15 protein-coding genes and 1 pseudogene are annotated in these 17,629 nt (G+C 69.8%); 7 read left to right on the forward strand and 9 right to left on the reverse strand.

All coding sequences use genetic code 11. The features are described 5' to 3' along the window. Positions 1-11 precede the first annotated feature (11 nt). Positions 12-710 carry an alpha/beta hydrolase gene (locus KBX71_RS01705; RefSeq protein ID WP_210816154.1) on the forward strand — a complete coding sequence of 233 codons (699 nt, stop codon included), beginning with the start codon at positions 12-14 and terminating at the stop codon, positions 708-710. After that, positions 707-1,096: a nuclear transport factor 2 family protein gene (locus tag KBX71_RS01710; RefSeq protein WP_210816155.1), complete on the forward strand. Its 390-nt coding sequence runs from the start codon at positions 707-709 to the stop codon at positions 1,094-1,096. The genes KBX71_RS01705 and KBX71_RS01710 overlap by 4 nt, the downstream gene beginning before the upstream one ends. Here the strand turns inward: KBX71_RS01710 and KBX71_RS34700 are convergent. The 4 genes from KBX71_RS34700 to KBX71_RS01730 form a co-directional block, all read right to left on the reverse strand. Further along, positions 1,093-1,398 carry a transposase gene (locus KBX71_RS34700; RefSeq protein WP_210816156.1) on the reverse strand — a complete coding sequence of 102 codons (306 nt, stop codon included), beginning with the start codon at positions 1,396-1,398 and terminating at the stop codon, positions 1,093-1,095. The genes KBX71_RS01710 and KBX71_RS34700 overlap by 4 nt on opposite strands. A gap of 204 nt (positions 1,399-1,602) precedes the next feature. Then, positions 1,603-1,878, reverse strand: coding sequence for a hypothetical protein (locus KBX71_RS01720; protein ID WP_210816157.1), 276 nt, complete (start codon positions 1,876-1,878; stop codon positions 1,603-1,605). Positions 1,879-2,542: 664 nt separating this feature from the next. After that, on the reverse strand, positions 2,543-3,379 hold the full coding sequence (locus KBX71_RS01725) for an NAD(P)H-binding protein (protein ID WP_210816158.1): 837 nt from the start codon (positions 3,377-3,379) through the stop codon (positions 2,543-2,545). Next, on the reverse strand, positions 3,376-4,269 hold the full coding sequence (locus KBX71_RS01730) for an NAD(P)H-binding protein (protein WP_210816159.1): 894 nt from the start codon (positions 4,267-4,269) through the stop codon (positions 3,376-3,378). Before KBX71_RS01730 ends, KBX71_RS01725 begins: the two co-directional genes overlap by 4 nt. A gap of 1,076 nt (positions 4,270-5,345) precedes the next feature. Between KBX71_RS01730 and KBX71_RS01735 the strand changes: the two genes are divergently transcribed. Further along, positions 5,346-6,230, forward strand: a complete 885-nt coding sequence (locus KBX71_RS01735) for a hypothetical protein (RefSeq protein ID WP_210816160.1) — start codon at positions 5,346-5,348, stop codon at positions 6,228-6,230. Between the two features lie 65 nt (positions 6,231-6,295). Here the strand turns inward: KBX71_RS01735 and KBX71_RS01740 are convergent. Continuing rightward, a pseudogene (locus KBX71_RS01740) lies at positions 6,296-6,652 on the reverse strand (cupin domain-containing protein); the annotation flags it as partial. A 5-nt stretch (positions 6,653-6,657) separates the two neighbouring features. Here KBX71_RS01740 and KBX71_RS01745 point away from each other — a divergent pair. The 4 genes from KBX71_RS01745 to KBX71_RS01755 all read left to right on the forward strand — a co-directional run bounded on the left by KBX71_RS01745 (position 6,658) and on the right by KBX71_RS01755 (position 12,347). After that, a complete protein-coding gene (locus KBX71_RS01745) occupies positions 6,658-7,473 on the forward strand; it encodes an MFS transporter (protein ID WP_210816161.1) in 816 nt (271 codons plus the stop codon). Between the two features lie 74 nt (positions 7,474-7,547). Next, positions 7,548-7,721 carry a hypothetical protein gene (locus KBX71_RS01750; protein ID WP_210816162.1) on the forward strand — a complete coding sequence of 58 codons (174 nt, stop codon included), beginning with the start codon at positions 7,548-7,550 and terminating at the stop codon, positions 7,719-7,721. A gap of 140 nt (positions 7,722-7,861) precedes the next feature. Continuing rightward, on the forward strand, positions 7,862-9,769 hold the full coding sequence (locus KBX71_RS33445) for a hypothetical protein (RefSeq protein WP_247682719.1): 1,908 nt from the start codon (positions 7,862-7,864) through the stop codon (positions 9,767-9,769). Further along, positions 9,675-12,347, forward strand: a complete 2,673-nt coding sequence (locus tag KBX71_RS01755; protein WP_247682808.1) for an Hsp70 family protein — start codon at positions 9,675-9,677, stop codon at positions 12,345-12,347. The genes KBX71_RS33445 and KBX71_RS01755 overlap by 95 nt, the downstream gene beginning before the upstream one ends. Positions 12,348-12,380: 33 nt before the next feature. On the opposite strand, the gene KBX71_RS01760 is transcribed toward KBX71_RS01755, so the two are convergent. From KBX71_RS01760 to KBX71_RS01775, 4 genes are all read right to left on the reverse strand, one after another. Next, the gene (locus KBX71_RS01760) at positions 12,381-13,040 is read right to left on the reverse strand and encodes a response regulator transcription factor (protein ID WP_210816164.1); all 660 of its coding nucleotides are present in this window, start codon (positions 13,038-13,040) and stop codon (positions 12,381-12,383) included. Beyond that, a complete protein-coding gene (locus KBX71_RS01765) occupies positions 13,037-14,194 on the reverse strand; it encodes a sensor histidine kinase (protein ID WP_210816165.1) in 1,158 nt (385 codons plus the stop codon). Before KBX71_RS01765 ends, KBX71_RS01760 begins: the two co-directional genes overlap by 4 nt. Beyond that, positions 14,191-15,027: a CPBP family intramembrane glutamic endopeptidase gene (locus KBX71_RS01770; RefSeq protein WP_210816166.1), complete on the reverse strand. Its 837-nt coding sequence runs from the start codon at positions 15,025-15,027 to the stop codon at positions 14,191-14,193. Before KBX71_RS01770 ends, KBX71_RS01765 begins: the two co-directional genes overlap by 4 nt. Positions 15,028-15,278: 251 nt before the next feature. Beyond that, complete coding sequence (locus KBX71_RS01775; protein ID WP_210816167.1) at positions 15,279-17,549, reverse strand: glycoside hydrolase family 44 protein; 2,271 nt, start codon at positions 17,547-17,549, stop codon at positions 15,279-15,281. Between the last annotated feature and the right edge of the window lie 80 nt (positions 17,550-17,629).

Here is a 17,629-nt window from a genome sequence, read left to right on the forward strand (position 1 = left end):
AGGAGTCAGCGATGCGAGTGGTATTCGTGCACGGTGCGTGTGTCCGGGACGGCGCTTGGTGGTGGCACCCGACCGCCGAAGCACTGCGCGAGCGGGGCATCAGCAGCGTCGCGCCGGCGTTGCCGAGCTGCGGTGAGGGCGACCGGCCCGCCGGTTCGAACGGTCCCGGCCTGCCGGAGGACGTCGCGGCGGTGCGGGCGGTGCTGGCTGCGGGCGATGAGCCGACGGTGGTCGTGGGACACAGCTATGGCGGGATCGTCGCGGCCGAGGCCGCAGTGGGCGTCGCATCGGTGCGGCACATGGTCTTTGTGTCGAGCTATCTGCCCGAGCCGGGCGAGTCGCTGTCGACCTTCGGCGCTCCGGAACCGCCGCCGTTTCTCGACTTCGACCCTGAGGGCGGCACGTTCGGCGCGGTACCGCAGTTGTTCGCCGAGACTTTCATGCAGGACTGCCTGCCGGACATCGTCTGCGAGGGTGCGGCTCGCCTGATCCGGCAGACGATTGCCGTCACCCAGCAGCCGGTGCGGCAGGTGGCGTGGCGCGACCTGCCGACAACGTATGTGGTGTGCGCCGACGATCGCGGCACTCCAGCATCGCGGCAGCGCGAGTTCTCCCGCCGCGCCGGCAAGGTCGTCGAACTGCCCACGGGCCACCATCCGTTCCTGTCCGACCCGCAGGCCGTCGCCGACATCCTGACCGGGCTCTCATGACCACGCCGCCGGAGCTGGTGCGGCGCATGTACGCCGCCTACAACCGCCGGGACGCCGACGGCCTGCTCGCCCTGCTGACCAACGACGTCGACTGGCCGGACGGCGATGCCAGGCTGCACGGCAAGGATGCGCTCCGCCGCTACTGGCTTGAGCAGTGGACCCGGGTCCACACCCACGACGAGCCCAGCGAGCCGGTCGAGCTGGGTGGTGGGCGTATCGCGGTCCGTGTCGACCAGACGGTCCGCACGCCGGACGGGTCGCCGTTGTCGACGGCGCGCTTCGTCCACCTCTTCCAGATCCGCGATGGACTGACCGCCCGAATGGACATCAAAACAGCGATCCCGGATGCTCAGCTGAGCGCCAAGCTGCCGGAAGCCCAGAGCTAGCGCCACTTGGCGGGATGGTTCCGGCCGAGCCCGCCAGTGCGGCAGCAGGCGGTTCGCCAAAGCGTCTGCGACTGAGAACGTTCGTCCATCCGGAGTAGACAGCCTGCTCGCCGGGCTGCCCCAGGTGCCCACGGGATCGCGGTGTAGAGCACGAACAGGATCGCGCACAGCACCTTGCGGTCGTCGAGGGGCTTGCGGCCCGGGAACCGGTGCCGGCGAGGCGGTCGAGGTGGCAGCAGCGGTTCGACCTCGGCCCAGAGGTCGTCCGAGACGATCCACGGCGGTGGCTCAACCCTCCTCACGTTCAGACAGAACGACCCTCACGTCCCAGGGATACGCCCAACATCATTTCGTTAGGACCTCTAAGCCGACCGCGGTCCGCAGCCACCGTCACCGGCCCGCGATTGAGTAGGCGAACGGCCGTTCTGAATGATCACGCCGAGGCAGCGGGGACAGCGGTCGCGGTCCTCCGCGTCGGACCGGTCAAGGTGAATCGGACTCCAGCGCTAATCCTGTGCCAACGCCTCGTACCCGGCGATCAGCCGTTGCACCAGCGGATTGACGAGCTGCGGCGATGTTGCGCTCGGCTCGGCGAAGGCGCGAATGCGGTCTGCGGTCTCCGCGCCGCAACGTCGCATGTCCTCCGGGGTGCCCATGGGCCCGAAACCTGCCGCATATCTGTCGTACTGCGCGACCGGGACGTCGAACCCCTCGATCCCGACACCGTCGCCCCAGTGGACCTCGCGGCCACCCTTGAAGCTGCCGTAGAGGGAGAAGCCCACAGCAGCAGGTTGCCGGACTTGTCTGGCCCGATGGTCACCGACAGAGCCTCGACGGAGTGCGGCGCGACGGAGAAGTTACGGCTACCGACGTCCGTCCACGCCGATGACGTGTCGTCGGGGAAGGTGAAGTTGTAGTTGTAGGTGGGCTCTTCTCCACCACCCTCGGGAAGGCCACAGGTGACCAACTTGTAGGTGTCGTGCACGACGACCTTCACGCCGGTCAGGACAGCCGGTTCGCCACTGCCGTTCCCGGCCGGACGGAGTTTGCGGGTCTGCGACTTGCACGACGCCGATCACCACGGCCACGAGGAGACTCACGACCCCCGTGATCGCGCCGATGGCCTCCCAGGAACTCCAGTGCCGACGATGGAGCGGTGACGGGAAGTCGACGACCGGCGCCGGGTCAGGCCGGGTCGCGGTGTCGTCCTCGCCCGCATTGCCCGCTGCCTGATGTGACACGTCATCCGTCATCGACCCAACGGTCCGTCCTCGAGGTGTCTTGCCCCGGTCGTGCGCGCCACGACGGCGGCTCAGACGGCAGGATACGACAGACGGCAGGTGCGGGAGGCCCCACATTCGGGCGGCGCCCCGCACCTGCGTGAGGTCAGCCTGAGGCCGAGCGGACGACCGGGTAGTAGCCGGCCCATGCCCCACGATGAAGGGTCTACCGGAAGTCGGTCGCGTGGTCGGTGGCCCATTGCGCGAATGTCCGCGCGGGTCGGCCGGTCAGGCGCGGGACGATGTCGGCCCACTCCTGGTTCGTCGGGGCGGGGGCACGCGCGGATTCCGCCCACATGGTGAAGATCCAGTCGACGAACGCCTCCGGATAGCCGTTGCTGATCCACTCGGCTCGGGCCTGGGCCGGATCGAGTTCGTCGAACCGCACCGTGGCGCCGATCGCCGTGCCGATCGCGTCGACCTGCGAGACGGTGGTGAGCGCCTCGGGGCCGGCGAAGGTGTAGATCCGGCCGGTGTGGCCGTCCTCGACGAGCACCCTCGCAGCGACCGCGGCGACGTCCGCCTCATGGGTGGGCTGGGTCACCGCAGCCCCGTACGGACGGCGGACCACACGACCTTCCTTGATGGTCGGGGCCCAGTCCAGCCAGTTCGCGGCGAACTCCCCAGGCCGCACATGCGTCCACTCCAGACCGGAATCCTCGACCGCACGCTCGACCGCCAGGTATCCGTCCTCACTGTCATCGGTGTCGGCCAGCGCCCCGGACAGCACGACGATGCGCCGCACGCTGGCCCGCTTCGCAGCAGCAACAACATCACGCGCCGTCCGTCCAACCGAGAACAGGTACATCCGCTCCACACCGTTCAACGACGGCTCCAGGGACGGCGGGTCCGTCAGATCGCCGCCGACGACCTCCACTCCGTCCGGAAGATTCGCCGCCGACGGCGTCCGCGTGAGTGCGCGGACCCGATGACCGGTCCTCACCAGTTCGGCGACGACGTGTCGGCCCACCATGCCGGTGGCACCCGTGACCAGAATCGTCATCGTGTCACCTCTACCCGGAAGTCGGCGGCGTGATCGTTGGCCCACCGGGCGAACGTGCGCGGTGGTCGCTCCGTCACCCGCAGATAGGTGTCCGTCGGCGGCAACGCTCCCGTCCCGTCGACCGCGTCGGCGAGCAGCGCGATCATCCAGTCGACGGTCACCTCATCGAAGCCGTCGCGCAGCCATTGCCTGCGGGCCTCGGCCGGATCGAGCTCCTCGAATCGCACCTGCACGCCGATGGCGGCGCCGATCGCGGTGACCTGCTCCGCCTGCGAGACCTTCACCGGGCCGGTGACGGTGTACGCAGCACCGACATGGTCGTCCGTCAGCAACGCCGCGACCGCCATGTCAGCGACGTCGGCCTCGTGGACCACCGGATAGCCAGCGGCCGCGTACGGCCCGCGCACCACCCGTCCGGCCCGGATCTGATCGGCCCACCGCAGCGCGTTGGTGGCCAACAGGCCCGGCCGCACATGGGTCCACTCAGCGCCGGAGGCCTCCACCAGCAGTTCCAACCCGCGGTGCGCTTCCCGCTCCTCGGTCAGGTGCCGCCCGAGGGCGCCGTCGCCTCCGGTTCCGGGTGGGAACCCGGCCGCCGCCGCGGAGTGCACGACGAACCGGGTGACGCCGGCCTTGACCGCCTCATCGACGAACCCATGGTCGGGCGCGGTGTACACAAAGGGGAACAGGTACACCGACTGCACTCCGTCCAGCGCCGCTCGCCAGGTCTCTGGACGTTCGAAGTCTCCCTGGACCACCTCGGCCCCATCCGGCAGCCGACCCGGGTGCGGCTGGCGGGTCATCGCCCGCACCGGTTGCCCGGCCCGGACCAGTTGGGCCACCACCTGGCGACCCACGTTTCCGGTCGCTCCGGTTACTAGGATTGTCACGTTGCTCCTTCTCGAATACCTGGAGTGGGGCAATAGACCGCCGCCGCGAATCCACGGCCAATGGCGCGGCGGCGGTCACCACGCAGGCTAGGTTGAAATCCCGGAAGCCGCACATCGCACATGTGTACGAGTGCGCCGTCGTCGCGGTCCGGTTGCGTCGGTGTTCCGGATGGCGCGGGTACCCCTACGCACGGCGTTGCTCAGCCGGTGCCCTGCGCGCCGCCAGGGTCGACGCCGCCCGGCTGCTTCACCTCGAGGCCCGGGGATGAGACAGCCGCGGGCCAGGAACACCTGACCGTGCAGCACTCGGCCCGGCTCAAGCCCAGTGAGTATCCGGATCTGCCGCTGACAAGGTGCGGCGACGGTGGGCGTGCTCCCCGGTCGACCGATGCGACTACGGGAGTCAGCGCTGGTGCCAAACCAGGGCACCAGGCTGGCAGCTCACGGTCGGTGGGCGGCCCGGTGCCAGCCCCAGTTTTTGGGGGGGGGGGGGGCAGGTTGGGAGCAGCGGGGTGCCCTGAACAGCCTTGAACTGCGGCCAACGGCATCGAACGGCGCTCAACTGCACCCACCCCTGCCTGCGGCTCCACGTTGCCGCAGGTCAGAGTCGGTGCGGCGTCCTGTTTCACACCGAAGAGGTCGCTGGTTCGATACCAGCATCGCCCACTCTCCGTTCACGCAGGTCAAAGGTCATCCCCATTCATTGGGGGTGGCCTTTTGCTGCCTGTGCAGAAGCTACGTGCAGCAACCGGGGTCGTCGGGTCTGTGTGTGGCGCTGCCGGGAGGGCAGTGAACATGATGGACGTTCTGAAGGTTAAAGACCTTCGCCAGGTGTGCGGCGTGCTGCGGGACTCACCACCTCAACAGCCCGATGTAACGACGACTTCCGCAACATCGCGGTTGTGTGGTGTCGGGAATCAGCGCCGCCTAGCCGTAGGCAGCGCTTCGGCTTCTTGGTCAGTCTGACCGCTGGCGCCCTCGCCGCAACGCTGGGCCTGCCCGGCGTTGCCACGGCCGAGCCGAAGCACCGGCCCGTCCCGGTCTGCGCGCTACGACCACTGCCCTTACCAGCGGACATGAATGGTCGAGCTCTGACGGTCGACCCGTCTGGTCGGTTCATCGCCGGTATCGGCTACCGAACCGATGACGCCGATTCGCAGCCGCTACTGCTGCTCTGGGCCGGAACGCCGCGCCGACCCGGGCCGGGGGTGTGGGACGAACCCCGCCTCACCGTCGTCACCATTGGAGCGCCGCAGCAAGTCGAGGACATCAATCGGTACGGCGTTGCCGTCGGTTCTGCCTTCGTCGGCGACGTCTACCGCCCCTGGCGCTACCGCAACGGGCGCCTGGAGTGGTTACCCGTCCTGCCGACGGTCTCCAACACCTTTGCGCTGGGGATCAACTCACGCGGCGACATAGTTGGCCTGGGCGCCGTTGAGCAGACCGAGTCGACCCTGCCGCTGCTCTGGCCCGCCGACCGGCCGGGCACCGTCGAGGTGATCGACGCCCCGTTTTACGCTAGCGCGAGGGAGATCCTCGACGACGGCACCATCATCGGCACCGCCGGCAGCTTCGGCTGGGTACGCCATCCCGACGCAAGGACCGACCGGCTCACCGCCCCCGGGGCCCGGTGGTCGGGGATCACCGCGGCCCGGGGGGCCTGGGCGGTCGGTAGCGTCGGCACCGGCAGTGAGGGCGGGGACAGCACCCTGGTGCGCTGGGACCTGCGGACTGGCGTGGCGTCCGCCGTGCACCCGGCGCTGGTATCAACGCAGGACGTCAACAGTCGAGGCACAGTGCTCGGCGACCGAGCCGTCGACCACGGCGACCGGCTCGTCGCCCTAGGCGGCGCCATCCCCGGTGTCCGAGACCCCTTCGGCTGGGGAATCGCCGACAACGGCCTCGTCGTAGGCTCCATCAACGGCTCCCAACGGCGCCCCGCACGCTGGACCAACTGTTGACATAGTCGGCGCCGCGGCTTGTGTCCTGTGTCTGCTCGGGTCGCAGGCCATGGACGCGCCGAGGGTTATTCGGCGCTGTCCTGGCGTCGTGGCGTCTTCGGTCTCGCACGGAAGTGGACCTGCTCGCCCTGCTGGCCGAACAGGCTGAGGAATTCGGCCCCTTCACCGTCGAGCGTCCCGAACCAGTGGGGGGTACGGGTGTCGAACTCGGCGGCCTCGCCGGGACGGAGGACGAGGTCGTGACCGCCCAGCATGAGGCGTAAGCGCCCGTTGAGGACGTAGAGCCACTCGTAACCCTCATGCGTGCGGAGGTCCGGCGTGTCCGATCCGCCCGCCTCAAGCACGATCTTGAACGCCTGGATGCCACCCGGTCGGCGTGTGAGCGGGAGCAGGGTCGCCCCGTCGCGCCTGACCGGACGGAGTGGCCATGCTCGTCATCTTCGTGCTGATCGAGCGGCGCGCAGCCCATCCGTTGCTGCCTCTGCGGATCTTCGGCAACCGGGTCCGGGCCGGTGGCTACCTGGCCCTGGCGCTGGCCATGGCTTCGATGTTCGCCATGTTCTACTTCCTGACCCTGTTCGTTCAGCAGATCCTCGGCTACTCGCCGCTGCGGACCGGCATTGCCTTCTTGCCGTTCGCGCTCGGGATCGTGGTGACGGCGACCGTGGCGGGCAGGGCGATGACGCGGATCCAGCCGCGGATCATCGCCGGCGCCGGCACCCTGCTGGCCGCCTTTTCGATGGCGATGTTCTCACGGCTTTCGGTGGACGACAGCCCGGCCGCCGCGGCGCTGGCCGCCACCGGCGGCACCACGGTCGGCGGGAATGTCAGCTACTGGGGCCAGGTGTTCCCGTACCTGATCACCATGGCCGTGGGCATGGGAATGGTGCTGGCCGGCCTCACCCCGGCCTCGCTCTACCGGTTGGCACCGCAGGACACCGGCGTCGGCTCCGGCCTGTTCAACGCCGCCCAGCAACTCGGTGGATCAGTCGGCCTCGCCGTACTCAGCAGCGTGTCCCTGCACTTCGCCGGGCAGCGCACCGAGCAGGTGATCGGCCCGATCACCACAGCGCTTCCTGGCGACCCCGAGGCCGTGGGGCGGGCACTGTTGCAGGCGACCTTCACCGAAGGATTCACCCATGCCTTCCTGGTGGGCTCGATCCTCCTGCTGATCGCGTCGCTGATCGTCTGGACGAACAATGACGAGCGCAACTGTGCTGAGGAATCCGCATCCGAGCGGTAGCTAAGGCGAGGGGAAGGCTGCCCGGCTCGCAGGCCCGACGAGCGGCGGTCCGGAAGACGACGGATACTCGCCTGATGACTGGACCGGATCTCGACCCCGAACAGTATCCGCCCATCGACCCGCGTGAACCGGTGCCCGACGACGCGGGCGTCCTTCTGCCCGGCACGCCGGACGAACTGCCCGAAGCCCCGGCCGAACCGATGCCAGACGACGGTGGCAACGCAGGCGGTGTGCGCGAGCCGGCATAGATCTGTCGAACTGCGTCCAACGGCATCGATCGGCGCTCAACTGCACACACCCCTGCCTGCGGCAGCCATAGGTCGGCACTGGGAGGGTCGCGACCGGTTGGGCGAGTGACGGCTCGGTTGCTTTTCGCGATGATGTCCGGATGGTGCAGACTTCAGGGCGACGACTTCTGATCATCGTCGTGCTGCTGCTGTCCGTCGTCCTTGGTGCCGTGGCGATCGGGGGCGATGTCCTCGGCACCCTCGACCGGGTGTCCAGCGTGGGCGCGTTCGCCTTGGCGACGATCCTGATGGTCGCGGACCGGGTGCAGGCTCGTCGCGACAACATAGTCTTTCGTGCCGCGAACCAATCGTTCACCGACGCCTTTCTGGACTGGCTTGTCGGCGGCCCACGCCGGCTCCGGCGGGCTGCGAGCGCGTTGCACCGTGTGCCCGACCAGTCCGGTGTCGGACAGCAGGTTGCCGTGTCGGCGTCGGACAGGTCCCGGGCCAAGCGGGCTAAGCAGTTCAGGAGGGCGGTGCTCCTGGCGCTGCGGCACGACCCCGCCGCGGCCCGCGGCTGGGTGACGGACGAGCCTCTTCGACCATCCGACGACGACCTGCGGAGGGCGTTCGGGGCGCGTGCCCGGCGCCTGCACGATCTGGTCCGTTCCGACGTCGGCGTCCTGGTGAGCCTCGTCGAGCTGGCCGGTCGACTCGGTGACGACACGCTCGAGAGAAAGGCTGGTAGCGGCCTCGCCGATCTGCTTGACCGGTTGCCGGACGACGATGTCGCCCGCGAGTTGCGCTGCCATTCCGAGTGGTGGCGGATGTTCTTCGACCGGTTGCCGCCCGAGCGCGAGTTCGGTTCGTTCGAGATTGCGATGTTCCGCGGGCTGCTGGGTAGGGCGGCGCTCCTGGCGAGAACTCCGGCTCAGGGTGAAGCGGTGGTCGCCGGCTGCCAGACGAGCACGGACATCGAGGTCGTCGATGCGGGCGTCGCCGTGGCGAAACGGTTCCATGATGGTGCTGGGCTCTGTCGCCTACAGAGGCACGCCGGCCAGCTGCTGGAGATGGACGATCGTCGCGACGACGCCCTGGACCGGTATGTGGCCGCGTTGCGGGCCTGCCCGGCCGGCGCGGACGAGATGCTGGCGGCGCTGGTGCGGCCGTGTCTCGCCGGCGTTCAGGCGCGGGCCGATCGCCACGAGTACGGCGCCGCGGCCGAGCTGGTCGAGTTGGTGGGGGAGCGCCTGGCCGGCGCCGACCACCTGGGCGAGGCGCGCAACGACGTGGCCCGGGTCCGCGAGGCGCTGGTGGTCGAGGCAAGGCAGAGCTTCGGTGATCGGGTACGCCGGACCGCCGAGCTGGACCGACCCGGCGTCTACCGCGACTGGTACCGGTTCGAGGAGGCCGCCGGCAACTTCACGGCCGCCGCCTGCCGGGCGGAGGACGGCGGACATCTTCTCAGCGCGAACCGCCTCTTCCAGCGCGCCGGGATGTACGGCGAGGCGGTGCGCGTCCTGCGTAACGACGACAGCCGCGAAAGCCTGAACCAGCGTGCCGAGGCCCGTGCCGCCGGCGGTGACCACTTCGCCGCGGCGGAGGACTACCGCCGGGCCGGGAACTGGCCGGCCGCGGCCGAGAACTACCTCACGGCGAAGGACTACAAGCAGGCCGTTTCGTGTCTTCTGGAGGTGCATCAGGACCGCGCGATCGAGGAGCCGTCGTTCGTCGCGGCGATGCGCGAGCTCGGCGTCGACGGGCTGGTGCGGTTCTGCCTGAAGGCGCTCCCGCAGCGAGGGAAACGTCAGCGTCGCCCTGCGATACGAGGTCGACGAGGCCATCCGGCGGGTCACCGACCGCAACCGGGTGGCATTCGAGGAACGGGCACAGGCGTGGACGGCCGAGGCGGTAGACGCGGTCAACAGGCGGTTCGCCCCGACCTGGGGGCTCGACCTGGGCACCAGCACCTGCATGGTGGCTATCTACGACAGCGATCGCGGCATACCCGTACTGTGCCGGTGGCGCCACGACGCCGGCTTCCCGTCCACGCTCTGCATCGATCATGAGGGGCGCGAGCTGGTCGGCCTGCGGGGCGACGAACTCACCGTCAACCGGTTGCGGGCGATTCTCAGCAACACCAAACGCGACATGGGTACGGCGAAGCAGTACGCCGTCGGCCCGTCGGAGAGCTATCGGCCCGAGGAGGTCGCCGCTCGCCTGATCCGACACGGCCGAATGATCGTCGAGGCGATGCTGGCCGGTGAGGTGCGCGAGCAGCTCGCCACCTACGCCCGGGACGCCCTGGGCGGTGTCGAGGAGGAATGGCTCGACGTCGCGCTGCGGGAGCATCCGGTCCGGGTCGAGCGGTCGAAGGTCCTCGTGACGATCCCGGCGTATTACCCGATGATGGCGAAGAACGCCACCCGCGACGCGTGCGTCATCGCTGGTGTCGAGCTGGTCCAGCTCATCCACGAGCCCACGGCCGCCTGCATCGCGGCCACGTTCGAGCGGCGTCAGCTCAGCGGCCGCGTGGTGATCGTGGACTTCGGCGCGGGCACCCTCGACATCAGCCTGCTCGAGGTGGAGGACCGCTTCTACGACGTACAGAGCCTGTCGGGCGAAACAAAGCTGGGCAGCCGCGACTTCGACGTGAAGATCGCCGCGGCGCTGGCCACGCAGCTCCGGCGGTCCGGCGAGACCGTACCGGCGACGCCCGAAGCCCGGCACCGGCTCGAGGTTGCCGCCGAGGACCTCAAGAAGCAGCTCTCCACGCGCACCGAGGCGGACCTCACCCTGTACGCGTTCAACGGCCACGATGTCACAGTGCGGTTGACCGTGCACGAGATGGAGTCGGTCATCTCCGAGTTACTGCAGCAGCTGCGGCAGGTGTGCGTTCGGGCCCGGCCGACGGGAAAGGTCGACCACCTCGTACTGATCGGTGGTCCCGCGCATTCGCCACTGGTGCGGGCCCGCATCCAGGACGCTTTCGGTGGACTGCGCCCGACCCCGGTCGCCGAGCCGCGCACCGCTGTCGCGCAGGGGGCGGCACTGCAGGCCGCGGTTCTCGCCGGCATGCTCAAGGACACGCTACTGCTTGACGTGACGCCGTTCTCCCTGGGCATCAAGACCACCGATGCCGACGACCAGCACCAGTACACCGAACTCGTCGCGGCCAACACGACCATCCCGCTCAAGCGCACCAACACTTTCACCACCCATCACGACCGGCAGGAGAGTGTCCGGGTAGAGGTCTACAACGGACAGTTGCACCGGGACTTCCTGCTCGGGCAGTTCCACCTCGACGGCATCCCGCCGGCTCCACGCGGGCGACCCCAGATCGAAGTCGCCTTCGAAATTGACCAGAGCTGCGTGCTGACAGTGACCGCCAGGAACATCGACAACGGAAGACAGCAGGGCATCCGCATCACCGACACGACCCTGCTGTCACCCGGCGACACCGAGCGGATGCGCAAGCGACTCGAATTGAGCGCCAGGCAACGGGAGCAGACGAACGAGCTGCGGGAGGCGCACCGGCGACTGGTCGACCTGCTGGTCGACACCGACGGCCTCAGTGTCGACCAGCTCCGGGCCCAGCTGCAACGGCGGCTGGACAGCCTCGACCTGGCCGCCGACGCACGGCTCGACGCCGAGACGGCTCGGGCACTGCGGGACGTACGCATCGCCGCCGCGGAGACCGCCACGTCGGTCCGGACCGCGTCGGATCGGCTGGTCGAAGCTCGGGCGCACGGCCGCCGCGCGGCCGACCGGATGCCTGGACCCAACCTGGACGCCGAGGTGGCCGAGCTGAAACGGCGCGAGCGGGCGCTGCGAGCGGCGGCCACCCATATGACATCTCTCAAGGAGCGGCTGACCACGTGGTTTGTTCTCCTGACCCAGGTCGACGTCGCCCAGGAACCGGTGCATGTCTTCCGCGAGCGCTATGCCAACGGCGACTACCGCGGCGCCCTCACCGCCGCCCAGCGATTCGACATCGTGGAGCCGGCCGACCAGGAACGCCGCCGGCACGCCCTGGCCGAGGTCCGAGACCTGACCGCGTACAGTGCCGCGGTGGCCGAGCTCCGCGCGGCGGACCCGCAGCTCGGCCGCGCCAGCGATTTCGCGCCGGCCGTCACCGTGTCCTCCTCGACTCCCATCGGATCCACGACGGTCGGCGGGCTGCTGCTGGGCAGCGACCGCGTGGTGACCAGTCGCGAGTGGCTTCCCGCCGGCGGTCCGGTCACGGTGTCAGTTGCCGGCAGTCTCACGGTCGCCGGCCACGCCAGCCCAGCCCCCAGCAGCGATCAGCTGCTCGTCGTCCGGGTGAGCACGCCGCTGCCGGTCCCGGCTCCACGGCTCGGATACAGCGCGCTGGTCCGGGTCGGCGACTCGGTCGAGGTACCGGTCACGGCGGCCGGCCGGTACGTCTGGACGCCCGCGCTCGTCGAGCAGTTCACGTCGACGACCGGCGAACGCCCCGCCACGATCCAGGCCAGCCTCGACGGCATCGACGGATCGTTCACCGGGCGGCCGGTGCGCAACGACCTCGACGAGATCGTCGGCATCATCGTCGCCACCCGGCGGTTCCCCGGCCAGGCCACAATCATCACGGCGGACACGCTCCGCCTCGTTCGCGATGAACGATAGGGACAAAAGCATACTGAGGAGGTAGCGGGCCGCTCAGGTCACCAGGCCCCGGCGGTACGCGTACACCACGGCCTGCACCCGGTCGCGCAGGTCGAGCTTGGTGAGGATGCGGGACACGTACGTCTTGACCGTCTCCTGGCTGATCACCAGGGCCGCGGCGATCTCGCTGTTGGAGAGGCCCTCCGCGATGAGCCGGAGCACCTCCAGCTCGCGCCGGGTCAACGCGCCGCCGTCCGGGCCACCCTCGGCCGGGCGGATGCGGGCCGCGTACCTGCCCACCAGCTGCCGGGTCACCTCCGGGGCCAGCAGCGCGGCGCCTGTCGCTACCGTGCGGATGCCGTGGAGCAGCTGCGCCGGTGGGGCGTCCTTGAGCAGGAAGCCGCTGGCGCCCGCGCGCAGCGCCTCGTAGACGTACTCGTCGAGGTTGAACGTCGTCACCACGAGGATCTTCACCGGCACGGGGACCGCAGCGCCGGCCAGCAGGCGGGTCGCCTCGATGCCGTCGAGCACCGGCATCCGGATGTCCATCACCACCACGTCCGGCCGGAGCCGAACGGCCAGGTCGACCGCCGCGCGCCCGTCGCCGCACTCGCCGACGATCGTCATGTCGGGCTGGGCGTCGATGATCGTCGCGAATCCGGTGCGGATCAGCTCCTGATCGTCGCAGACCAGCACCCGGACCGGCGCGGTCACGACGGGTTTCCCGCCGGGATCCGGGCCCGCACGAGGAAGCCGTCGCCAGCCTGCGCGCCCGCGCTGAAGTCGCCACCGAGGGCGGTGACCCGCTCGCGGAGCCCGGCGAGGCCGCGCCCACTGCCGCCCGGGGACGCGCTGTCAGATCCGGAGCCGTCGGTGCTGATCTCCACGGTCGTCTCCCCTTCCCCATGGTGTACGCGAACCCTGGTCCGGCTGCCGTGCGCGTACTTCAGCGCGTTCGTCAACGCCTCCTGCACCACCCGGTACGCCACCACCTCGGCGCTGCCGGTGGCCGCCGCCGGCGTGCCCTCCCGGACGAACTCGACAGGCTGCCCGGCCTGCCGGGAATGGTCGACGAGGGCGTCCAGGTCGCCGACGGAGGGCGTACGCGGATCGCCTGTGCTGTGATCGGGGTTGAGTAGGTCGAGCAGTTGCCGCAGGTCGCCGACGGCCCTGCGGCCGGTGCCGGTGATCGCGGTCAGGGTCTGGTCCAGCTTGTCCGGGGCGCCCGTCAGGTACCGCGCCGCCTCGGCCTGCACGACCATCGCCGTCACGTGGTGGGTGACGACGTCGTGCAGCTCCCGGGCGATGCGTGTGCGCTCCGCAGTACGGGTGACCTCCTCGACATGGCGGCGGTGTTCCGCCTCGGCGGCCCGGTTCTGGCGCAGCCACGCCCCGATGCCCCAGGCGAGCGCCAGCATCAGGTAGAAGGTGGTGAACCCCGCGACGCCCTCACTCGATCCGAGCCGGTCGAGGGAGATCGCCAGGGGCACGTACGCCGCCGAGGCGAGACCCGCGACGGCCCACCGGCGCCGTTCCAGGTGGGCGCCGGCGCTGATGAGCGCGATGGCCAGTCCCGTACCCGCGATGGTGTGGTAGCCGCGGAGCTGGTCGATCACGAAGCCGAGCGAAACCAGCGCAAGGCAGGCGGCCGGCCACCGACGCCGTACGGCCAGCGGCAGGCACTCCAGGGCGACGACACCGATGGTCAGCGCGTCGTACGGGCGGTCCGGGAGGTTGCCGAGCTGCGTACCCTGCCGCTCCAGGGCGGGGACCACCGCCGCGAGGGCCAGGGCCAGGGCGAACGGGAGATCCCGGAGCGTGATCGGCCACTGCCGCCACAGATCCGGGAGCCTCCGGAGCTTGATCACTGGGTGACTGTAGCGGTCGCCGGAGCCTGCGCTGTGCGACGGCGGCGCGGGATGATGTGCCCGCGGCGCTTGGCCAGCCACAGGAACACCACGGTCAGCACCACGCCGGCCAGCACCGCGTACAGGCTGCCCTCCGGCCCGAAGTCGCCACCGCTCAGGGCGACCGGCCCCGACGTCGACGCATCGAGCAGCCCCTTCGACTCGCCGTTGCCCGAGACCACCACGCTGAAGATGCCGCCGGCGGCGAGGTTCCAGCCGAAGTGCAGGCCGATGGGGACCCACAGGTTCCGGGTGGCGGCGTAGCAGGCGGCCAGCATGAACCCGGCCTCGATGGCGATCGCTGTCGCCCCCCACACGGTGGCGTCCGGGTTCGCCAGGTGGATGGCGCCGAACACCACGCCGGTCAGGGCGAGAGCGATCCAGGTGCCCGTACGCTCCTCGATGATGCGGAACAGCACCCCCCGGAACAGCAGCTCCTCGGTGACCGCGGCGGCCGCCATGAAGCCGAGCAGACCCAGCGCTCCCGTCGGCGAACCCCAGCCCTCGACGTGGTAACCGCCGAGGAAAGCGATGTTGGCGATGACGACCGCGAACATGGCGAAGCCGAGCAGCGTCCCGCGGCCCAGCCTTGCGCCCCAGCCGTCCAGGCCGAGCTCGGTCGGCTCACGGCGCTCGGTGCGCCGCACGACCCACCGGTAGACGACCGCGCCCAGCACCGCCGTCGCAGCGCCGATCACCAAGGTGAGGAAGAAGCTGCCCTCGACGACGGCGACGCCCTGCCCGCCGACGAAGGCGACGGCGGCGACGGCGAGAAGCTGTTTGACGAATCGCATGATGACTCCTTCGCAGACCGCGACCAGAGCGCCGCGGACACGAAGAAACCTATGGTTTTCCGCCGCCGTAATCGTCACCGTGCAGTGGACACTTGCGGGTAGCTCGCACGGGGGACAAGACCCCCTCCGGAGTCTCGGCCAGCTGACGTGCGGGACCTGGCCGTTCGAGAGCGAGGGGGCCGGGGTGCCGTTGCGCCCCGGACCCCTCCGCCCTGCTCCGCCGGTGTGGCACGGAGCAGGGGTCTCTCAGATCACCCGCAGCGTTGGCCGTTGAGTTTGAAGGCGGTCGGTGCCGGGTTGGTGCCGCTCCACGTGCCGTTGAAGCCGGTGCTGGTGGACGCGCCGGGGGCGAGTCTGCCGTTCCAACTCATGCTGTCCGCGGTGACGCTCGTTCCGTTCTGTTTCCAGGTGGCCGACCATCCTTGGCCGACCTTCTGGCCGGTGGTGGGGAAGTCGAAGGCGAGTTTCCAGCCGTCGATCGCGGTGGTGCCGGTGTTCTTGATCGTCACGGACGCGGTGAAGCCGCCCGGCCAACTGTTCGCCGTGTAGCCGACCGTGCAGCCGACGGTCGGGGCGGTGGGCGCGGTCCGCACGGTCAGGCCGGGCGAGGCCGCCGAGACGTTGCCCGCCGCGTCGCGGGCGGTCACCACGAAGGTGTACGGAGTGTCCGGTGTCAGGCCGGTCACGGTGTACGTGGTGCCGGTGGCGTTGCCCACCTTCACGGTGCCGGTGGTGTCGATCCGGTGCACGTCGTAGCCGGTGACGGCGGTGTCGTCGGTGGACGGCGTCCAGGCCAGCGCGACGCTGTCGCCGGTGATCGTGCCGGCGGTCGGCTTGCCCGGGGCGGTCGGGGCCTGGGTGTCGCCGGGCGTGGTGTCGCGCGGCAGCACCAGGTGGGTGATCGAGTTGGCCGGGAAGGTGGCCGTGAGGCCGCCGGAGGTCACCGGCAGGTCGGCCTCCCGGGCCACACCGGCCAGGTCCGCCCCGCTGTACCGGTAGACCTGAGCGGTGCTGGCGGAGGCGCCGGTGAGGGCGACCGGGCTGGTCAGATCGTCGCCGGTCTTGTTGACCACGACCACTGTGAGTGCCTTGTCGGCGCTCCGCTCGGCGGCGTACACGGCCAGCCGGCCCTGGTCGGCGCTGGTCGCCTGGACGGAGGTCTCGCCGAACGCGCCGCCCTTGCCGTCGTAGTTGCGGTAGACGCGGAAGGCGTTTGCCACCGGCTGGTCGGCCGTGGGTGCGGTCCAGAGGGTGGCCAGGTCGAGCCCTTCGCGGCCGAAGATGCCGAGGACGTCAGCCTGGGCGAGCGCGCCGTTGAGCGACCCGTGGCCGCCCCAGTTGTACTCGGTCATCGCGATCTTCGTGCCCGGGTAGTGCTGGTCGACCAGCTCGCGCAGGCGCGGGATGTACCGGACCGGACTGTTGATCCAGCTCTCGTCCACGTAGGTCGGGTCCCAGAGCTGGCGGGTCGAGCGCAGTCGCAGCGCCTGGGTGTTGGCGTCGCCAGCGGCCTCGCCCAACACGCCGGACTGCTGCGGGTAGAGGTGGACGTCGAAGTAGTCGAGGATGCGTGTGCCGTGCTGCTGCTCGTACTCGCGCATCCGGTCCAGGTACCACGGGCCGAGGTCCTGGCCGCCGTGCGCGGCCTTGTCCGGTGGGTTCGACCAGCAGCCGGTGCGCGAGCAGGTGTCCTGGTCGAGACCCGAATAGATGATCGAGTTCAGGCCCCAGCCGACGGGTCCGAGCGTCTTCGCGCCGGGGTCGGCAGCCTTGATCGCGGCGGCGTACTCGTAGGTGCGGTCGCGTAGCTCGTCGTAGCCCAACCCGGTCGGACGGACGTCGCGGTGGGTGGCGTGCCACAGGTCCGGCTCGTTGTCCAGGTTGTAGAACTGGACCCCACCGTCGGCGGCGGCGCCGAACTGCCCCTTGAGGTGATTGACGAAGTCGGTGGCGTACTCCGGACCGACGGCGACGCTGGTGTCCTCCGGATCGTTGCCGGTGACCGGTGACCCGTCCGGCTTTATGCCGTTGCCGCAGTCCGGTGCCCAGGTGTCGGTGGACTGCTGCGGGCCGTACTTGGCGACACTGAAGCCACACGCCCGCGACCGGTCCTTGGCGATCCAGCCGAGCATCGGAATCGTCATGACCGTGGCGGCGCCGGTGGCCTTGTTCTGCTGCACGAACCGGTCGGTCTCCGAGCCCTCCGGGAGGTCCTCCGGACTCGGGTTGTCGTTGGGGATGTTCTCGAAGAACCAGTCCGACGCGCGGTTGGTGGTGTCGGCACGGAAGTTGTAGCGGGTGGTGGCGTTGCCGCCGTAGCGGTGCACCGGCAGCCGCAGGTCGCGGGCGAGGGCCTGGTCGGCGAAGTTCATGCCGTAGACGTACGGGCTGATCTGGTGGCGGGCGGCGGTGGTGTCCACGGCCAGCGCCGGGCCGGCCGCAGCCAGGGCGGGCTCCGGCAGGGCCAGACCGCCGAGGGCCGTGGCGAGCACGACCGGGAGTAGAGCTGTGGTGGGACGCACGAGCATTCCTTTCGGATAGGAGCCCGTCAATGGGAGCGCTTCCACAGCGTTGCGCGTTCGTGGCTCCGAGTCAACGCCGG

The sequence above is a fragment of the Micromonospora sp. D93 genome (assembly GCF_018070365.1).
GTDB classification, from domain to species: Bacteria; Actinomycetota; Actinomycetes; order Mycobacteriales; family Micromonosporaceae; genus Micromonospora; species Micromonospora ureilytica.